The 17,951-nt window shown below is 64.5% G+C and carries 17 protein-coding genes; 11 read left to right on the top strand and 6 right to left on the bottom strand.

What is annotated here, in order from left to right:
- The first annotated feature begins 29 nt into the window (after positions 1-29).
- The 4 genes from B9A11_RS00800 to B9A11_RS00815 all read left to right on the top strand — a co-directional run bounded on the left by B9A11_RS00800 (position 30) and on the right by B9A11_RS00815 (position 3,876).
- Positions 30-1,154, top strand: a complete 1,125-nt coding sequence (locus tag B9A11_RS00800; protein ID WP_058246235.1) for a fumarylacetoacetate hydrolase family protein — start codon at positions 30-32, stop codon at positions 1,152-1,154.
- Positions 1,151-2,062: a sugar kinase gene (locus B9A11_RS00805; RefSeq protein WP_058246234.1), complete on the top strand. Its 912-nt coding sequence runs from the start codon at positions 1,151-1,153 to the stop codon at positions 2,060-2,062. The genes B9A11_RS00800 and B9A11_RS00805 overlap by 4 nt, the downstream gene beginning before the upstream one ends.
- Positions 2,059-3,021 (top strand): D-erythronate dehydrogenase, encoded by a 963-nt coding sequence (denD, locus tag B9A11_RS00810; RefSeq protein ID WP_058246233.1) that lies wholly within the window; start codon positions 2,059-2,061, stop codon positions 3,019-3,021. Before B9A11_RS00805 ends, denD begins: the two co-directional genes overlap by 4 nt.
- Before the next feature lie 99 nt (positions 3,022-3,120).
- Complete coding sequence (locus B9A11_RS00815; RefSeq protein WP_058246232.1) at positions 3,121-3,876, top strand: SDR family NAD(P)-dependent oxidoreductase; 756 nt, start codon at positions 3,121-3,123, stop codon at positions 3,874-3,876.
- A gap of 71 nt (positions 3,877-3,947) precedes the next feature.
- On the opposite strand, the gene B9A11_RS00820 is transcribed toward B9A11_RS00815, so the two are convergent.
- The 4 genes from B9A11_RS00820 to B9A11_RS00835 form a co-directional block, all read right to left on the bottom strand.
- Complete coding sequence (locus B9A11_RS00820; RefSeq protein WP_058246231.1) at positions 3,948-4,889, bottom strand: 2-hydroxyacid dehydrogenase; 942 nt, start codon at positions 4,887-4,889, stop codon at positions 3,948-3,950.
- Positions 4,890-4,900: 11 nt separating this feature from the next.
- Positions 4,901-6,070, bottom strand: a complete 1,170-nt coding sequence (locus B9A11_RS00825) for a pyridoxal phosphate-dependent aminotransferase (protein WP_058246230.1) — start codon at positions 6,068-6,070, stop codon at positions 4,901-4,903.
- 201 nt (positions 6,071-6,271) lie between these two features.
- Positions 6,272-7,840, bottom strand: a complete 1,569-nt coding sequence (locus tag B9A11_RS00830) for an acyl-CoA dehydrogenase family protein (RefSeq protein ID WP_058246229.1) — start codon at positions 7,838-7,840, stop codon at positions 6,272-6,274.
- A gap of 5 nt (positions 7,841-7,845) precedes the next feature.
- On the bottom strand, positions 7,846-9,666 hold the full coding sequence (locus tag B9A11_RS00835) for a feruloyl-CoA synthase (protein ID WP_058246228.1): 1,821 nt from the start codon (positions 9,664-9,666) through the stop codon (positions 7,846-7,848).
- Between the two features lie 135 nt (positions 9,667-9,801).
- Between B9A11_RS00835 and B9A11_RS00840 the strand changes: the two genes are divergently transcribed.
- The 5 genes from B9A11_RS00840 to B9A11_RS00860 all read left to right on the top strand — a co-directional run bounded on the left by B9A11_RS00840 (position 9,802) and on the right by B9A11_RS00860 (position 14,354).
- The gene (locus B9A11_RS00840; RefSeq protein ID WP_058246227.1) at positions 9,802-10,599 is read left to right on the top strand and encodes a crotonase/enoyl-CoA hydratase family protein; all 798 of its coding nucleotides are present in this window, start codon (positions 9,802-9,804) and stop codon (positions 10,597-10,599) included.
- The gene (locus B9A11_RS00845) at positions 10,596-11,051 is read left to right on the top strand and encodes a MarR family winged helix-turn-helix transcriptional regulator (RefSeq protein ID WP_058246226.1); all 456 of its coding nucleotides are present in this window, start codon (positions 10,596-10,598) and stop codon (positions 11,049-11,051) included. Before B9A11_RS00840 ends, B9A11_RS00845 begins: the two co-directional genes overlap by 4 nt.
- Positions 11,052-11,089: 38 nt before the next feature.
- Positions 11,090-11,968 carry an amidohydrolase family protein gene (locus B9A11_RS00850; RefSeq protein ID WP_058246225.1) on the top strand — a complete coding sequence of 293 codons (879 nt, stop codon included), beginning with the start codon at positions 11,090-11,092 and terminating at the stop codon, positions 11,966-11,968.
- A 54-nt stretch (positions 11,969-12,022) separates the two neighbouring features.
- Complete coding sequence (locus tag B9A11_RS00855; protein WP_058246224.1) at positions 12,023-13,309, top strand: flavin-dependent oxidoreductase; 1,287 nt, start codon at positions 12,023-12,025, stop codon at positions 13,307-13,309.
- Positions 13,310-13,460: 151 nt separating this feature from the next.
- The gene (locus tag B9A11_RS00860; protein ID WP_058246223.1) at positions 13,461-14,354 is read left to right on the top strand and encodes a serine hydrolase domain-containing protein; all 894 of its coding nucleotides are present in this window, start codon (positions 13,461-13,463) and stop codon (positions 14,352-14,354) included.
- Here B9A11_RS00860 and B9A11_RS00865 read toward each other — a convergent pair.
- Positions 14,290-14,661: an AraC family transcriptional regulator gene (locus B9A11_RS00865; RefSeq protein ID WP_058246222.1), complete on the bottom strand. Its 372-nt coding sequence runs from the start codon at positions 14,659-14,661 to the stop codon at positions 14,290-14,292. The genes B9A11_RS00860 and B9A11_RS00865 overlap by 65 nt on opposite strands.
- 89 nt (positions 14,662-14,750) lie before the next feature.
- Between B9A11_RS00865 and B9A11_RS00870 the strand changes: the two genes are divergently transcribed.
- Positions 14,751-15,365: a DedA family protein gene (locus B9A11_RS00870; protein WP_058246221.1), complete on the top strand. Its 615-nt coding sequence runs from the start codon at positions 14,751-14,753 to the stop codon at positions 15,363-15,365.
- 117 nt (positions 15,366-15,482) lie between these two features.
- On the opposite strand, the gene B9A11_RS00875 is transcribed toward B9A11_RS00870, so the two are convergent.
- A complete protein-coding gene (locus B9A11_RS00875; protein ID WP_058246220.1) occupies positions 15,483-16,805 on the bottom strand; it encodes an aspartate aminotransferase family protein in 1,323 nt (440 codons plus the stop codon).
- A gap of 150 nt (positions 16,806-16,955) precedes the next feature.
- On the opposite strand from B9A11_RS00875, the gene B9A11_RS00880 reads away from it, so the two are divergent.
- On the top strand, positions 16,956-17,915 hold the full coding sequence (locus B9A11_RS00880) for a TAXI family TRAP transporter solute-binding subunit (protein ID WP_058246219.1): 960 nt from the start codon (positions 16,956-16,958) through the stop codon (positions 17,913-17,915).
- Positions 17,916-17,951 lie beyond the last annotated feature (36 nt).

A 17,951-nucleotide genomic window follows, 5' to 3' on the forward strand; every position in this document is an offset into this window, starting at 1 on the left:
CAACGCCCGCCGACAGGACAGGACACACTATGCGACCGCTGAGCAACCCCACCCCAAACGCCACACTTGTTGGCCGTGTCGACCGCCCCGGCGTCGGCCCCTGCCTCGTGACCTTGCGCGGCGACGACATCTTCGACATCACCTCGGCTCAGGCCCCCACATTGCGTGATCTGCTGGAACTCGACGCCCCCGCCGCCTATGTGCGCGCCGCCACCGGGACCAAAATCGGCACGCTTAGCGATCTGGGCCAGTCACTCACCCTGCTGCCGCCCCCCGATCTGCAAGCCATCAAGGCCTCGGGCGTCACCTTTGCCGAATCCATGGTCGAGCGCGTCATCGAAGAGCAAGCCGCAGGCGATGCCGACCGCGCCGACGCCATCCGGCAAAAGGTCACCTCGGTCATTGGCGACAGCCTCTCCGGCATCGAACCGGGCAGCGCCAAGGCCATGGAGGTCAAGCGCGTCCTGCAAGCCGAAGGGCTGTGGTCCGCCTACCTCGAGGTCGGCATTGGCCCCGACGCCGAGGTGTTCACCAAGTGTCAGCCCATGGCCTCGGTCGGCTATGGCGCCGACGTGGGTCTGCATCCGATCAGCACTTGGAACAACCCCGAGCCGGAAATCGTCCTCGCCATCAACTCGCGCGGCGAGATCCTCGGGGCGACGCTTGGCAACGATGTCAACCTGCGCGACGTCGAGGGGCGCTCGGCCCTCTTGCTGGGCAAGGCCAAGGACAACAACGCCTCTTGCGCCATCGGCCCCTTCCTGCGGCTCTTTGACGACAGCTACAGCATGGCCGACGTGGAAACCGCCGAGCTGACGCTGACCGTCGAGGGCCTCGACGGGTTCACCCTCAACGGCCATTCTTCGATGACCAAGATCAGCCGCCGCCCCGCCGATATCGTCGCGCAAACCATTGGCGCGCATCACCAATATCCTGATGGGTTCTTCTTGTTCCTCGGCACGCTCTTTGCCCCGATCCAGGACCGCGACGCGCCGGGCCAGGGCTTTACCCACAAGATCGGCGACGTGGTCACCATCGCCGAGCCCAAGCTCGGCGCGCTGGTCAACACCGTCAAACTCTCCACCGACTGCGCGCCTTGGACCTTTGGCACCGCCGCCCTGATGCGCAACCTCGCTGGGCGGGGGCTGCTATGAAGTTTCTCAGCATGGGCGAGATCATGGTGGAAATGGCCCCGGCGGACGCGGGCCTCTTTCGCATGGGCTTTGCCGGGGACACCTTCAACACCGCGTGGTACGCCCGCCGCCTGCTGCCCGCCGCGTGGGACGTGGCCTATGGCACGGTGATCGGCACCGACGCCGTGTCCGATGACATGGCCACCTTCATCGAAGCCCAAGGCGTCACCCCCGCCCTGCGCCGCGACCCGTCCCGCACCGTCGGCCTCTACATGATCCAGACCCAGAACGGCGAGCGCAGCTTTTCCTACTGGCGCGGGCAGTCGGCGGCGAAAACTCTCGCCGATGAGCCCGCGTGGCTGGACGATCTGCTGGCAGACCGCGACATCATCCACTTCTCCGGGATCACGCTGGCGATCCTAGCGCCCCACGCCCGCCAAACCCTTTGCGATGCCCTGAAACGCGCCCGCCAGAACGGCGCGCATGTCAGCTTTGACACCAACCTGCGTCCCCGCCTGTGGGAAGACGCGCAAACCATGGCCGCTGGCCTGACCCTCGGCGCCAGCACCGCCGACACCGTCCTGCCCAGCTTTGACGAGGAACAACTGGCCTTTGGCGACAGCCACCCCGACGACACCATCCGCCGCTACGCGGACCTCGGGGCCACCACCGTTGCCGTCAAGAACGGCGCGAACATCTGCCACCTGTGGTCCAGCGCCGAAGGCGACGCCCGCTACGATCCCCCCGCGGTTGCGCAGGTGATCGACAGCACCGCCGCGGGCGACAGCTTTGCCGCCGGGTTCCTTTGCGCCCGCGCCCAAGAGGCCAGCGTGCTGGACGCCGCCAAACAGGCCGCCACCCTCGCCGGCGCGGTCATCCAACACAAAGGCGCGCTCGCGCCGCAAATCTTCGAGGGAGGAACCCAATGAAAGTCCTGATCATCGGCGGAGGCGGCCTGATCGGCCAAAAGCTCGCCAAATCGCTTGCGGGGCGCGGCACACTGCGCGGACAACCCATTTCTGAACTGGTGCTCGCCGACGTGATCGACGCGACAACCGTCGACGCGCCCTTTGCCGTGACCACCAAGACTTGCGACATCTCCGACCCCGCCTCGGTGGCCACGATCATCGACGAGAGCACAGACGTGATCTACCTGCTCGCCGCGGTCGTCTCGGCCCACGCCGAAGAGGACTTCGACTTCGGCTACAAGATCAACGTCGACGGCACCCGCAACGTGCTGGAACGCTGCCGCACGCTGGGCACCAAGCCCGTGGTGGTCTTTACCTCGTCAATCGCGGTCTTCGGCGGCGAAGTCCCCCAGCCCTTCACCGACGACAGCGCGCTCAACCCGCAAATCTCCTACGGCGTGCAAAAGGCCATCGGGGAAATGCTGCTGAACGACTACACGCGCAAAGGCTTTGTCCAGGGGCGCGGCTTCCGCCTGCCGACCATCTCTGTCCGCCCCGGCAAACCCAACCGCGCCGCCTCGGGCTTTATGTCGTCGATCTTCCGCGAACCGCTCCAAGGCCTGCCCGCCAACTGCCCGGTGGACCGCGACTTCCCCCACTTCTACCTAAGCCCTAGGAAATGCGTGGAAAACCTCATCAAAGGCGCAGAACTGGACCAAGCCGACCTTGGCCCGCGTCCCTCGATGACCATGCCGGGCCGCGTCTGGACCATCGGCCAGATGATCGACGCCATGACCGCCGTCGCCGGGCCTGAACCGGCCAAGCTCATCACCTGGAACCCCCAGCCGGAAATCGAACACATCCTCGACGGCTGGCGCATGGACATTCGCCCGGAAAAGGCGGCAAAACTCGGCCTGACCGCCGATGACAGCTTCGAAGATAACATCCGCATCTTCCTCGAAGACGACATCGACGCCTAAACCCCAATCCCCCGGGCTTTCTTCTCTTTGAAAATATCCCGGGGGGAACGCGCAGCGTGGGGGGCAGCGCCCCCCTTTCCCGACCCCAAAAGGCCCAACATGACCGATTTCGCCATCTACCCCAGCCTCAAAGGCAAAACCGTCTTCATCACCGGCGGCGCGTCGGGCATCGGCGCCGAGATCACCCGCGCCTTCGCCGCCCAGGGCGCGCGCACCGGTTTTGTCGACTTCGACGAAACCGCAGCACAGACCCTGCTTGATACCACCGAGGGCGACATCGCCTTTGCCCCCTGCGACCTGCGCGACATCGACGCGCTGCGCGCCGCCTTTGACTGCCTCGAATCCAAACTCGGCCCCGCCACGGTGCTGGTCAACAACGCCGCCCGCGACGACCGCCACGACTGGCGCGACGTAACCCCCGAGTATTGGGACGAGCGCATGAACACCAACCTGCGGCACATGTTCTTTGCCACCCAAAAGGTCGCCCCCGGCATGATCGACGCGGGCGGCGGGTCGATCATCAACATGGGGTCCAACAGCTGGATGGAGGCGGTCGGCAACATGCCCGCCTACACCACCGCCAAGGCCGCCGTGCACGGCATGACCCGCACCCTCGCCCGCGATCTCGGCAAAGACCGCATCCGCGTCAACACCGTGGTCCCCGGCTGGGTGATGACCGAACGCCAAAAACAGCTCTGGGCCACCCCCGAAGCGCTCGCCGACCATGTCAAAGGCCAGTGCCTGCCCGACCTGATCGAGCCGGTCTACCTCGCACGGATGGTGCTTTTCCTTGCCTCCGACGACAGCGCCATGTGCACCGCGAACAACTACATGGTCACCGCAGGCTCGATCTAAACCCAGCCCCACAAACAAAAAAGCGCCGCCCCGGTTCCCCCGCGGGCGGCGCTTTCACTTTCAAAACCGGCTCAGTTCACCGGCGTGACCAGATCCTTGCCGGACAGGAAATTCGCGATGTTCTCCAGCTGCAACTCGGCCATGGCGCGGCGCGTCTCCACCGAGCCAGAGCCTTGGTGCGGCTGCAACACCACGTTGTCCAGCGCGGTAAAACGCGGGTCGATGTTCGGCTCGTTCAGGAACACGTCCAGACCCGCACCGGCGATCCGCCCCTGCTCCAAGGCATCCAGCAAAGCGCCTTCGTCCACCGTCGTCCCGCGTGAGATGTTGATGATCACACCGCGCGGCCCCAGCGCGTCGATGGCGGCTTTGGACACGTGGCCCACGGTCTCGGCCCCGCCGACCAGCGCAATGATCAGCACGTCCACGGCCGCCGCCATGGCCACCACGTCAGAATGATACGTCCAGCCCGGCGTCTCTTTTTCCGAACGCGAGGTATAGTGGATGTCCATCTTGAACGCCGCGCAACGGTCGGCAATCTCGCGCCCGATGCGGCCCAGACCGACGATGCCCACGGACGCGCCCGTCACCTTGCGGTTCAGCGGGATCTCGCCCTGCTTGGCCCAATCGCCGCTGCGCACATGCGCCTCGCCGCGCATCATGGTGCGGAACTGCGCGATCAGCATCCCGATGGCGATATCGGCCACATCGTCGTTCAGCACGTTGGGCGTGTTGGTCACCTTGACGCCGCGCGCCGAGGCCGCAGCCACGTCGATGGCATCATAGCCGACACCGTAGTTCGCCACCACGCCGAGGCTCGGGAACAGGTCCATTGCCTCGCCGCCAAAGGGCTTGTGTCCCTTGTAGGCGATCGCCTTGATGCCCGCGCGGGTGGCCTCATCAAGGCTCGCCATGTCGTCGGGTCCATCCACATAGGCGCTGGGATAGGCGGTCTCCAGACGCGCGCGCTCATCTTCCTTAAAGCTCGCGCCGCAGATCAAAAGTTCGGTCATGTCAGTCCCTTTCACAGCAGGCCGCGAATGCGCCGCAGCGCTTCCACGATGTTTTCGGTGGAGTTGGCGTAGGAGAACCGCAGGTAGCCTTCGCCGTATTTGCCAAAGGACGTCCCCGCGACGGTCGCCACCCCGGCTTCGTCCAGAAAGCGGTTCTGCGCCTCCATCGCGCTTAGGCCCGTGCCCGAGATATTCGGGAAGGCATAGAACGCCCCGGCGCAATCGGTGCAGGTGACACCGGGCAGATCGTTGAGCCCTTCGACGATCACCTGACGGCGCTTGTCGAACTCGGCCAGCATGGCGGTCACCGCGTCCTGCGGGCCGTCCAAAGCGGCAATCCCGGCATATTGCGTCGCCGCATTCACACACGAATGGTCGTTGATGCACAGGCGCGTGACGTGATCGACACAAGAGTCCGGCCAGACCGCATAGCCAAGGCGCCAGCCGGTCATGGCATAGGTCTTGGACCAGCCATCCAGCACGATCAGACGGTCGCGGATTTCCGGGTATTGCAGCAGGCTGACATGCTCGCGCCCACCGTACAGCATGTTGGAGTAGATCTCGTCCGACATCAGGGCGACGTTCGGATGCGCCTCTAGGCCTTTGACAAGCTTGTCGATTTCCTCGCGCGGGGTGACGCCTCCGGTGGGGTTCGCGGGCGAGTTGATGATGATCAGGCTGGTGCGTTCCGTGATCTGGCCCAGCACCTCTTCGGCAGAAAAGGCAAAGCCGTTTTCCTCTTTCAAGGCGATCGGCACGGGGGTCGCGCCGCTGTACTTGATCGCGGATTCATAGATCGGGAAGCCGGGGTTGGGGTACATGATTTCCGCGCCGGGCTGGCCGAACATCAGGCAGGCAAAGAACATGGTGGGCTTGCCGCCGGGCTGGATCACCACGTTGTCCGGGTTCACCTCGACGCCATGACGGCGGTGCAGATCGGCGGCGACGCTCTCGCGCAGCTTGGGCAAGCCGTTGGCGGGGGTGTAGCCGTGGTGGCCATCGCGCAAAGCCTTGATCCCCGCCTCGACGATATGCTCGGGCGTCTGGAAATCGGGCTGGCCGATGCCAAGGTTGATGATGTCGCGGCCTTCGGCGGCCAACTTGCCCGCGCGCGCCAGAACGACAAACGCGCTTTCCGTGCCGAGCCGGGACAGGCTGTCGGCGAATTTCAATTGTGTCATGTGGTCCTCCCGTTGCGCCTCCGCGCAGCTTCGGGATTTGGTATACCAAATTTAAGGCAAAGATAAAGCGTCCAGTTGACCGCGCCCAAAAGAAACCCCGCCACACTCGGACCAGTGCGGCGGGGCCAATAGATCGGGCCTGCGGGACGGTGGGCGGGGCGCCTTTCGGCAAAGCCGAAACAGCGCCGGACAGCGGCCCCCTCAGCTTAGACCATAGGCGACCTGCGCCTCGGCCACGCCCATGCGCGCCTCGACCGTCGCCAGCCAGAACCGGCCCGCCTCGGCCAGATCGCCGCCCTGCGCCACCAGACGCTCGGCCAGATAGGCGCTGACCGCACACCAACCGGCGCGCAGATAGCCATCGGCGGCGGCCATCACCTTGGACATGTCCTGCCCGTCGATCTGATCGGTCAGCGCCTCCAGCCGCTCCAGCACGCGCAAGGCGACCCCCGCCTCAGAGGCCCTCACGCGATCCGCAAACAGTTTCAAGCCCTTACGCTCATCGTTCAGCACCCGCCGGATCAGGAAATCCTGCCCCTGCATCCCCGTCGTGCCTTCGTAGATCGTCAGGATACGCGCATCGCGGTAATACCGCTCGGCGGGCCACTCACGGGTGTACCCGGCCCCGCCCAGCACCTGGATCGCCCCCGAGGCGCTCTCGCTCGCGCCCTCGCCGCAAAAGGTCTTGGCCAGCGGCAGCAGGAACGCCGCATAGGTGGTCATGTCTGCATCACCCGCCTTGCCCGCCTGAACGGACACGGACGCCTCGAACATCAGCGCCGTGGCAATCGCCGCCTGTGCGTCCAACGCCAGCAGCTGCCGCTGCACATCTGGGTGCTGGATGATCGGCACGGGCGACGCTTTGGGCGATCCGCCCTGCTTGCGATCCTGCGCATAGCTGCGGGCCAGACGCGCGCATTCCTGCGCAAGGCCCGCCCCCTGCCCGCCCACCTGCAAGCGCATCAGCTCGATCATGGTGAACAACTGCGACAGCCCGCGCCCCGGCTCGCCAATCAGCGTGCCCTTGGCGCCTTCGAACCGCAAAACGCAGGTGGGAGAGCCCGCAAGCCCCAGCTTTTCCTCGATCCGCTCGACAAAGATGCCCTCATCGTTGGGCACAAGAAACAGCGACAGCCCGCGCGTCCCCTCTTCCAGCGTGCCGGTGCGCGCAAGGCACAGGTGCCCGATGCGCGCGGCCATGTCGTGGTCACCAAAGCTGATCCAGCACTTGGTCCCGGAAATCGCATAGCTGCCGTCGTCGTTCAGCGTGGCCTTGGTGCGGATGCGGCCCACGTCGGACCCGGCGTCCGGTTCCGAGATGCAGATGGTGATCGTCCACGCCCCCTCGGCCACCTTGGGGCACCACTCGGCGGCCAATTCCGGCGCGCGCTCGGCCAGCAGGTGCGAGCCCGCCCGAGACGACCCCGACGCCATCAGGAACGGCTGCGCCGCGCCCTCGAACGGCATGTTCGCCGCCAACACCAGCGGGATCGGCAGGCCCATCCCCCCAAAGTCAGGGTCCATATCCGCCAGGATCCAGCCGTTCTCGGCCAGCGTCTGATAGGCCTCTTTATAGCCCTCGGGCGTGATCACCCGGCCATTTTCCACCCGGCAGTGCTGTGCGTCGGCGGTATCGCCAACGGGTTTGAGCACCTCTTCGGCCAGCTTGGTGGCCTCTTCCATGATCTGCGCCACGGCCATCTCATCCAAACCTGCCGCGTCCCGCTGCGCGGCCCATCCCGGCGTTGCGTTCAAGATATCCAGGATCATGCTGTTCACTCCGTCCCCAGTTCGATAACGCGCGGGTCGTCCGACCACAGGCTGTCCACCAGATCGGCCCGGTGGCGCAGCACGGCGCGTTGGTTGATAGAGCCCTTGTCCGTGACCTCGCCCTTGTCAAAGTCCAGCGGCGCGGCCAGATAGATCACCCGCTTGATGCGCGTGGCCGACCCGGTGGCGGCTTCGGCGTGGCGGTGCAGCGCCTCGGCGGTGGCGTGGCGGACCTTTTCATCGGCCAGCAGCGCTTCGCCGTCCAGATCGGCCCCCGCGATCTCGCGCAGGCGGGTCCAGTTCGGCGTGATCAGCGCGCCCAGTTCCTGATGCCCTTCGCCCGCGATCACCGCGTCAGAGGCCAGCCCGCCCAGATCGTCGGTCAGACGCGCGCGCAGCGGCCCCACGGCGACCCAAGTCCCCGAGGCCAGTTTAAAGTTCTCGGCCAAGCGCCCGTCGAACACGAACCCCTTAGAGGCATCCCCTTCGACCGCGAATTTCAGCGCATCGCCAAAGCAATAAAAGCCCTCTTCGTCAAAGGCTTCGGCGGACAGGTTCGGGTTGCGCCAGTACCCCGGCGTGATCGAGGGCGACTTGACCCGCGCCTCTAGCTTATCCCCTTGCGGCACCAGTTTCAGCGTCACGCCGTGCGCCGGAATGCCGAGGTTCCCAGAGGTCTCCTGCCGCTCGGTGCACATCAGGCAGAACGGCCCGGTTTCCGTCGCGCCAAAGCCGGTGGTGACCAACACGCCGCCCTCGCGGGCCTGTTCCGCCACGCGCGTCAGACGATCCCAAACGGACTGCGGCATCCCGGCGCCTGCGTACATCAACATCTGCATCTTGCTAAAGAAGTTGTCGCGCAGCGGCTTGTCGGTTTCAAAGGCGTCCAGCAGCATTTGATAGCCCAGCGGCACGTTGAAATACCACGTCGGCTGCACGCTGTGCAGGTTCTCGATGGTGCGACCAATGCCGCCGGGCGTGGGCTTGCCATCATCGATGTAATAGCTGCCGCCATTCATCAGAACCATGTTGAACACCTTGTTCCCCGAAGCGGTGTGGTTCCACGGCGCCCAGTCACAGACAACCGGCGGCGTGTCCTGCATAAAGGCAAAGCATTGGCGCACGATCTGCTGGTTCGAACAAATCATCGCTTGGGTCTGGATCACCGCCTTGGGGCTGCCGGTGGTGCCGGAAGTGAACAGGAACTTGGCCACCGTCTCGCCGGTGATCGCATGATACGCCGCCTGCATGGCGTCCGTATGCGGGGTCTCGCGCAGGGCGTCAAAGGACAAGGTCTGACGGCCTTCGACGCTGCCCGAAACGGACACAACCGGCACATCAGCGCCGAATACCGCATTGATTCCGGGGGCAAATTTGTCGGCCTTGTCGGCAAAGATCATGCCCGGCGTCAGCTGGTCCGCGATGTCGCGCAGCTTGGTGTATTCGCCGCCCGACAGCGTGTAGGCCGGGGCAAGCGCGGCGCTGGGGACGCCCACATGCTGCGCGCCCAAGGCCATCAAAGCGTGCGCCACCGAATTGCCCGAGAGGATCAACAAGGGACGCTCGGCGGACAGCCCATGCTGCAACAGGGCCGAGCCGATGCTTTGCACCGCGGCGGCGGCCTGCGCATAGGTGATTTCGGCCCAGCCCTCCCCCTGACGTTCCGCGATCCAAACCGCGTCGGGGGTGACTTCGGCCCAATGCAGCAGGCGTTCGGTCATGGCGCGCGGCCACTCGGCCACGGGTTCATCTTGCCAAACCAGGATTGACCCATCCGCGCGGGTTTCCTGCCGGACGCTGGGCGTCCAGAAGCGTACAGTGTCCATCGATTTCCTCCCATCGGTCCGGCAAATCGGGGCCGGATTTCCCTTTACGTTGACTCGAATCGAAAATATTGTCTACTAGGAAACTAATTCAGCGCAGAAGACCGCAGACAGGTCCGCGCAAATGGGAGGAATTCGATGTCTGGAACCGACACAGCGGCGGGCGCCGATCTTGTGACCTATGAGCTGCGCGGTGACGTCGCGCTGATCGGCCTGAACCGTCCGGTCAAGCGCAACGCCATTTCCGACCGTTTTGTCGAGGCGATCTTTGACGCGGTGGTCAAGGCCCAGCGCGAAGCCAAGGCAGGCGTGATCTTTGGCCATGGCGCGCATTTCTGCGCCGGTCTGGACCTGTCCGAGCATTCCGAAAAGCCGCTGTTCGAGGCGGTTCAGGGCTCGCGCCGCTGGCACGCTGTGTTTGACCAGATCGAGCGTGGCACCATCCCGTGGGTGGCCGCCATCACCGGCGCTGCCGTGGGCGGCGGGTTTGAACTGGCCGCGTCGGTGCAACTGCGCGTTGCAGACGAAAAGGCGTTCTTTGCCCTCCCCGAAGGCCAGCGCGGCATTTTTGTCGGCGGCGGCGGCTCGGTCCGGATTTCCCGCCTGATCGGCCCTGCGCGCATGGGCGACATGATGCTGACCGGCCGCTCTGTCAGCGCGGCGGACATGGAACGCTGGGGCGGCGTGTCCTACGTGGTCCCCGAAGGTGAGGCGCTGGACAAGGCGCTGGAACTGGCCGCCCGCACCGCCCAGAATGCTCAGTTCACCAACTACGCGATCATCAACGCCCTGCCGCGCATTGCCGATATGTCCTCTGAGGACGGATTGTTCGCGGAATCCATGGTGGCCAGCCTTGCGACCATGACCGACGACGCCAAGGAACGCCTGCGCGCCTTCCTTGAAAAGCGCGCGGAAAAGGTGCAGGCGCCGGAATGACCGGGCCTACGGTCACCGAAGAGGTCAAGCTGGGCCCCATGGCGGACTCGCTGGGGTTCCTGCTGCGCCTGTCACAGCTGGAATCCTTTCGCGATTTCTATACCGGGATGGAAGACCTCGGGATGCGTCCCGGCGAGTTTTCCGTGCTGATGCTGATCGGCGAGAACCCCGGCATCCGCCAAGGCGTCCTGGCCCGCAAGCTGATGATCAAGCGCGCCCATATGACCAAGATGGTGCAGGCGATGGAAGCGGACGGCCTTGTGACCCGCACCGTCCCGCCTGAGGACAAACGTTCGATTGAGCTGCGTCTGTCGGAACAGGGCGCGGCGCGTCTGGCCCATATGCGCGGCCCCTTCGAGGAACACGAGAGCCGCAACCTCAGCCGCCTGAGCGACGCCGAACTGGACACGCTCAAGCGCCTTCTCAAGACATATCTGGACGTGCGCGAATAATTGCGCGACATGTCTGCGACCCATAAGGGAGAGCCTAGATGAACATCGACGATCTCGTCGCAATCGACTTTCACACCCACGCCGAAGAGCCCTGCTGCGGCCCGCGTGACGACGGCTATGACGAATTTCAGGCCGGCATGGCCAAGTATTTCCGCAACCCGGCGGGCAAGGACGGGATGCTGCCGAGCGTGCAGGACACCGCCAACTACTTCCGCGAGCGCAAGATCGGCGCGGTGATCTTTCCGGTCGACGCCGAGCGCGAGACGGGCTTTCGCCGCTACTCCAACGAAGAGGTCGCAGGCATCTGCGCCGAAAACAGCGACATCCTGATCCCCTTTGCCTCGGTCGATCCGCACAAGGGCAAGGCGGGCGCGCGCGAAGTGCGCCGCCTCGTGCGCGAGTTCGGCGTCAAGGGCTTCAAGTTCCACCCGACCATGCAGGGCTTTTTCCCCAATGACCGCGAGGCGTGCTACACCGTGCTCGAAGCCTGCGCCGAAGAGGGCGTGATCACCCTGTTCCACACCGGCCAGACCGGCGTCGGCAGCGGCATGAAGGGCGGCATGGGGATGCGGCTGAAGTATTCCAACCCGATGCACCTGGATGACGTGGCGGTGGATTTCCCCGACATGCCCATCGTCATGGCGCACCCGTCCTTTCCGTGGACCGAAGAGGGGCTGGCCGTGGCGCAGCACAAGCCGAACGTCTACTACGACATGTCCGGCTGGTCGCCCAAGTACTTCCCCGAAATCTTCATCAAATACGCCAACTCGATCCTCAAGAAAAAGATGCTCTTCGGGTCGGACTGGCCTGCCATCACGCCGGATCGCTGGCTGGCGGATTTCGAGACAATCGGGATCAAGGAAGAGGTCAAGCCTCTGATCCTCAAGGAAAACGCGCGACGCATCTTGAAAATGTAAGCGGTGGCGGCGGGGGAAACCTCGCCGCGATTGCATTTGGAAAGGGAAGGACACATGAGCCGAGTGATCATCGCAGGCGGCGGGATTGGCGGGCTGAGCGCGGCCCTGACACTGCACCAGATCGGGGTGGATTGCACCGTCTACGAGGCCGTGCCAGAGCTGAAGCCGCTGGGCGTGGGCATCAACCTGCAACCCAACGCGGTGCGCGAATTGTTCGATCTGGGGATCGGCGCGGAACAGATGGACCAGGTGGGCATCGCCGCGCGCGAGTGGGCGCTTGTGGGCCTGAACGGCAACGACATCTACGCCGAGCCGCGCGGCCTTGAGGCGGGGTACAACTGGCCGCAATACGCCGTGCATCGCGGGCAGTTCCACATGCTGCTGCACTCGGAATTCACCGCGCGCGCCGGCGATGCCGCCTTTGTCACCGGCCACAAGGCGACGGGCTATCGCAACAACGCGGACGGCACGGTGACGGTGCTGCTGGACGGCCCCGATGGCCTGACCGAGGACACCGCCGATCTGCTGATCGTGGCCGAGGGCATTCATTCGGCCTGCCGCGCGCAGATGCACCCGGACCAGCCGCCGATCCACTGGGGCGGCGCGTTGATGTGGCGCGGCGTGACGCGGGCGAAACCGATCCGCACCGGGTCGAGCTTTGTCGGCCTTGGCACGCACCGTCACCGCATGGTGATCTATCCCATCTCTGCCCCCGACGAGAACGGCGAGAGCCTGATCAACTGGATCGCCGAGTGGACCCTGGACGACACCACCGGCTGGGAGAAATCCGGCTGGTTCCGCCCGGTCGAGATCGACGAATTTGTGCAGCATTTCGAAGGCTTCACCTACGACTGGCTCGACGTGCCGGACATGCTCCGCAACGCCGAGGTCGCCTATGAGAACCCGATGATCGACCGCGATCCGGTTTCGACTTGGGTCGATGGGCGCGTGGCCTTGATGGGCGATGCGGCGCACGCCATGTACCCGACGGGGTCGAACGGCGCATCGCAGGCGGTGATCGACGCGCGCACCCTTGGCCAGTGCCTGCTGGAACACGGCGTCACGCCAGACGCCTTGGCCGCCTATGACGCGCGCCTGTGCGGGCCGGTCTCCGAGCTGATCCTGCGCAACCGGGGCGCTGGCCCCTTTGGCCTGCTGAACATGGTGGATGAACGCTGCGGCGGCGCATTCGACAACATCGACGACGTCATCCCCGCCGAGGAACGCGCCGAGTTCATGGCCAAGTACAAGGCGGCGGCGGGCTTTGCCATTGAGGCGCTGAACGCCGCGCCGGACATGATCGCCGCCGGGGCGACGGTGAAGGAACCCGCCGAGGCCTGAGACCGGCCCCACCCGTGGACACTATAGAGGCCGGGGAGTGTGACGCTCCTCGGCCTTTTGAATTTCAAAAAGGTTTGGGCAGGCTCATCTAATAATTGATTGTCGGCTTTGAGCCCTTTTCGGACATCCCTCAAGAGCCTATCCAGTGCAAATGACCGCGAACCGATCCATCTTCACGCATCGCATTCCCATGCCTGCATCGGACGCCCGCCAAGTCCAGGGCACCGAATTCTTTCCCTACTGGAGCTTTACCAAAACGGTTATCGCGATCTGTGCCTTGCGGATGGCTCAGGAGGGCAGGATCGATCTGGACAGGATGCTGACGGGTTACGACTTCTCGTTGCGCCAGCTTTTATGCCATACTTCGGGCCTTCCGGATTACTTTTCGCTCCCCGACTACACAAAGGCGGTTGCCGCAAACGAAGAGCCTTGGCCCGCCGCGCAAGTGTGGCAAGCGGCAATGGCGCAGGGCAGGCTCTTTGCCCCTGGCAAGGGGTGGTCCTATTCCAATGTTGGCTACATGCTGGCGCGCCATGTGATCGAAGATGCGGCCCAGCAATCATTCTCATGTCTCGTACAGCAGATGATCTGCGGCCCTCTTGGCCTAAAGAGCGTCCAACTCGCGATCACGCGGCACGATTTTGACCGCATCCATTGGCCGGGCGCAGCAGAGTATCACCCGGGCTGGGTTTACCACGGCTGTCTTACGGGCACCGCCGCTGATGCGGCGATGATTTTGCACGCCCTCTTCATGGGCGAGTTGCTCAATGAGGCCAAGCTTTGTGAAATGCGGGTCCGTTATCCCCTCGGCGGGGCAATTGAGGGCCGGCCATGGACAGAATGCGGCTACGCCGTCGGCCTTATGAGCGGGCGATGCGCAGAGGTCGGTCGCGTCATCGGCCATTCCGGCGCAGGGCCGTTCAGCGTCAACGCGGTTTACCACTTCCCCGATTTGCCAAGCCCCATCACTGTCGCCAGCTTCACAGATGGAGGGAACGAGGGCGTCGCGGAATTTGCGGCTGTCCAAGCGGCACTGCGGGACTGACAGCTTTGCCTGCGCAGCAGTCCAACTTAGGATAGGCGCAGCGGACGCACGCCGCGTTGGGCGCAATCGGCTGGGTCGTGGCGCAGCAGATGTCGAGGCGGAAGTCCTGCGGCGAGGTCCGAGGATCGCTGTGAAAGACGTTGAAGGTGGCCGCCTGCGCGGGTGGCAGTCCGTTGGCCTTGCGCCAGCCGATAAAGCGCTGGACGCTTGCGCCGACGCTGGCCGGGGCCCCTCGGTGCGTCAGGACGGCCACGGGGGTTTCGGGAAAGTCGATGATCTGCACCTCGCTGGGGTCAAAGGCGGGCATGGGCTGTCCTTGCGCTGCGGGCTTGGTCGTAGCATGGCGCGACGCGTCAGGTTTGGGAACCCATTGCGTTGGCTGTGCGTTTTCAAACCATGTTTGATTTCATCACCAACGTTATGTCCGCCCTTGGGGCCTTTGGGGTGGCGAGCCTCATGTTCCTCGAGAATGTCTTTCCGCCCATTCCGTCCGAGCTGATTATGCCCTTGGCCGGGTTCAATGCGGCGCGCGGGGCGCAGACCCTGTGGATCGTGATCCTTGCCGGGACGGTGGGGTCGCTCGCGGGGGCGATTTTCTGGTACTGGCTGGGGCGCCGCTTGGGGGCGCGGCGGGTGCGCGAGATGGCGCAGCGGCATGGGCGCTGGCTGACCATGACGCCCGAGGACGTGGACCGCGCGAACGACTGGTTCCACCGCCATGGCCGCGCGGCGGTGGTTCTGGGTCGGCTGGTGCCGACGGTGCGGACCTTGATTTCGGTGCCTGCGGGGGTGGCCTGTATGCCGGTCTGGGAGTTTGCTTTGTGGTCAACCGTGGGGACGGCGATCTGGACAGCGCTGCTGACCTTGGCGGGGTATGTGCTGGAGTCGCAGTATGAGCTGGTGTCGGAGTGGCTCAACCCGGTGTCAACGGTTTTGGTGGTCGGGTTTGTGTTGGTTTATGTCTACCGGGTTGTGACCTTTGGCCGGCGGATGCGCGCGAATGAAGGGTGAGAGGGGGCGCTGCCCGTCTCACCAAAGGTAAGCCACTTAAGGCTGAAGGGGGCGCTGCCCCCGCCGCATTTCATGCGACTCCCCCGGGATATTTTTAAAGAGAAGAAGACCAGAGCGTCAGAGGCCCACGTCAGAGAAGGCGCGGAACAGTTTGTCGGTCAGTTCCTGCGCCTGGTCGTCGGTCAGGATGAACGGGGGGGCGAGGAGGATGTGGTTGCCCTGTTTGCCGTCGATGGTGCCGCCGCCGGGGTAACAGATGAGACCTTGGGCAAAGGCGGCCTTTTTGATCTGGGCGTCGATCTTCAGGGCCGGGTCCATGGGCGCTTTGGTTTTGCGGTCGCGGACCAGTTCGAGGCCGAGGAACAGCCCCCTGCCCCGGATGTCGCCGACGTTGGGGTGGTCTTTGAATTTTTCGGTCAGGAGGCTGCGCAGCGTGTCGCCTTTGGCCGTGACCCCGTCCACCAGTTTGTCGTTGATCAATCGGTCGAGGACCGCGCCCGCAGCGGCTGTGGCGACCGGGTGGCCGATGTAGGTGTGGCCGTGCTGGAAGAAGCCCGAGCCGTTGGCGATGGCGTCATGGATCGTCTTGGTGCACAGCATCGCGCCCACCGGCTGGTAGCCCGCGCCGAGCCCTTTGGCGATGGTGACGATGTCCGGGGCGACGCCGTCTTGGGTGCAGGCAAAGAGCGTGCCGGTGCGCCCCATACCGCACATGACTTCGTCGAGGATCAAGAGGATGCCGTGGCGGGTGCAGATTTCGCGGATGCGTTTGAAGTAGTTGGCCACGGGCGGGACCGCGCCGAGGGTGGCGCCCACGACCGGTTCGGCCACGAAGGCGAGGATGGTTTCGGCGCCGTGCTTAGCGATTTCGGCCTCGAGTTCGGCGATCAGGCGGTCGCAGTAGTCGGCGGTCGTCTCCTCCGCGCCTTGGTCGCGGTAGGCGTAGCAGGGGGCGACGTGGCTGACCTCCATCAACAGGGGTGAGAATTGCGCACGCCGCCAGGCGTTGCCGCCCGTGGCCAGCGCGCCAAGGGTGTTGCCGTGATAGCTTTGCCGCCGGGCGATGATGCGGGCGCGCTGGGGCTGGCCGATTTCGAGGTAGTATTGCCGGGCGAGCTTCAGCGCCGCTTCGACGGCTTCGGAGCCGCCGGAGACAAAGTAGACGCGGTCGAGCCCTTCTGGAGCATGGGCGATCAGGCGGTCGGCGAGGTTTTCGGCGGGATCAGAGGTGAAGAACCCGGTGTGGGCAAAGGCGAGTTTGTCGAGCTGCGCGTGGATTGCTGCGCGCACATGGGCGTCCGAGTGCCCAAGACAGGACACCGCCGCCCCGCCAGAGCCGTCGAGGTAGGCTTTGCCGTTGGTGTCATAAAGGTAGGCCCCCTCGCCATGAGAGGCGACAGGGGGATGGGCGACAGAGGAACGGGCAAAGACATGGGTCACGGCAGGGGCTTTCCGCTAGGGTGATTTGGGTTCAGGTCAATTCCTTGCCACACGGTCAAAATTTCTTTCTACTGCGGGCACCGACTCATTGTGTCGTAAAAGACCACTCTGGGCATGATGACGCAAAACGTGAAAATCAGGGAGTAACAAATGAAGCATTACGTATTGGGCGCTGCCGCCGCATTGGGGATGGCCTTTGGTGGGGCCGCCTCTGCACAGGAATTCATCTCGATCGGCACCGGCGGTGTGACGGGCGTGTACTACCCCACGGGCGGCGCAATCTGCCGCCTGGTGAACAAGTCCCGCAAGGAACACGGCATCCGCTGCGCGGTGGAATCGACCGGCGGGTCCGTCTACAACATCAACACCATCAAGGCCGGTGAGCTGGAATTCGGCGTGGCGCAGTCCGACTGGCAGTACCACGCGTTCAACGGCACGTCCAAGTTCGCGGACAACCCCTTCCCCGAGGTGCGGGCGGTGTTCTCTGTCCACCCCGAGCCGTTCACCCTGCTGGCCCGTGCCGATGCCGAGATCGAGTCCTTTGAGGATCTCAAGGGCAAGCGCGTGAACGTGGGCAACCCCGGCTCTGGCCAGCGCGCCACCATGGAAGTGGTGATGGACGCGTTCGGCATTGCCATGGAAGACTTTGCGCTGGCGACGGAGTACAAAGGCTCTGAGATGGCCAAGCAGCTGTGCGACGGCAACATCGACGCGATGATCTACACCATCGGTCACCCGGCGGCGGCGATCAAAGAGGCGACCACTACCTGTGACGTCAAGCTGATCGACGTGGTGGGCGAGCCGATCGACAAGCTGGTGGCGGACAACCCCTACTACCGCGTGGCGACGATCCCGGCGGGCATGTACGCGGGCAACGACGCGGACACCACGACCTTTGGCGTGGGCGCGACCTTTGTGACCTCGGCCAATGTGTCCGATGACGTGGTCTATGTGGTGTCCAAGTCGGTGATGGAAAACATCGACGACTTCAAGCAGCTGCACCCGGCCTTTGCCAACCTTGACCCGGCACAGATGGTCAAGGACGGCCTGTCGGCACCGCTGCACCCCGGTGCGGAACGTGCCTACAAAGAACTGGGTCTGATGGAGTGATCCACGGCCTGCGGCGGCGGGGGGACTCGCCGCCGT

The organism is Tropicibacter naphthalenivorans, assembly GCF_900176475.1.
Classification (GTDB): domain Bacteria; phylum Pseudomonadota; class Alphaproteobacteria; order Rhodobacterales; family Rhodobacteraceae; genus Tropicibacter; species Tropicibacter naphthalenivorans.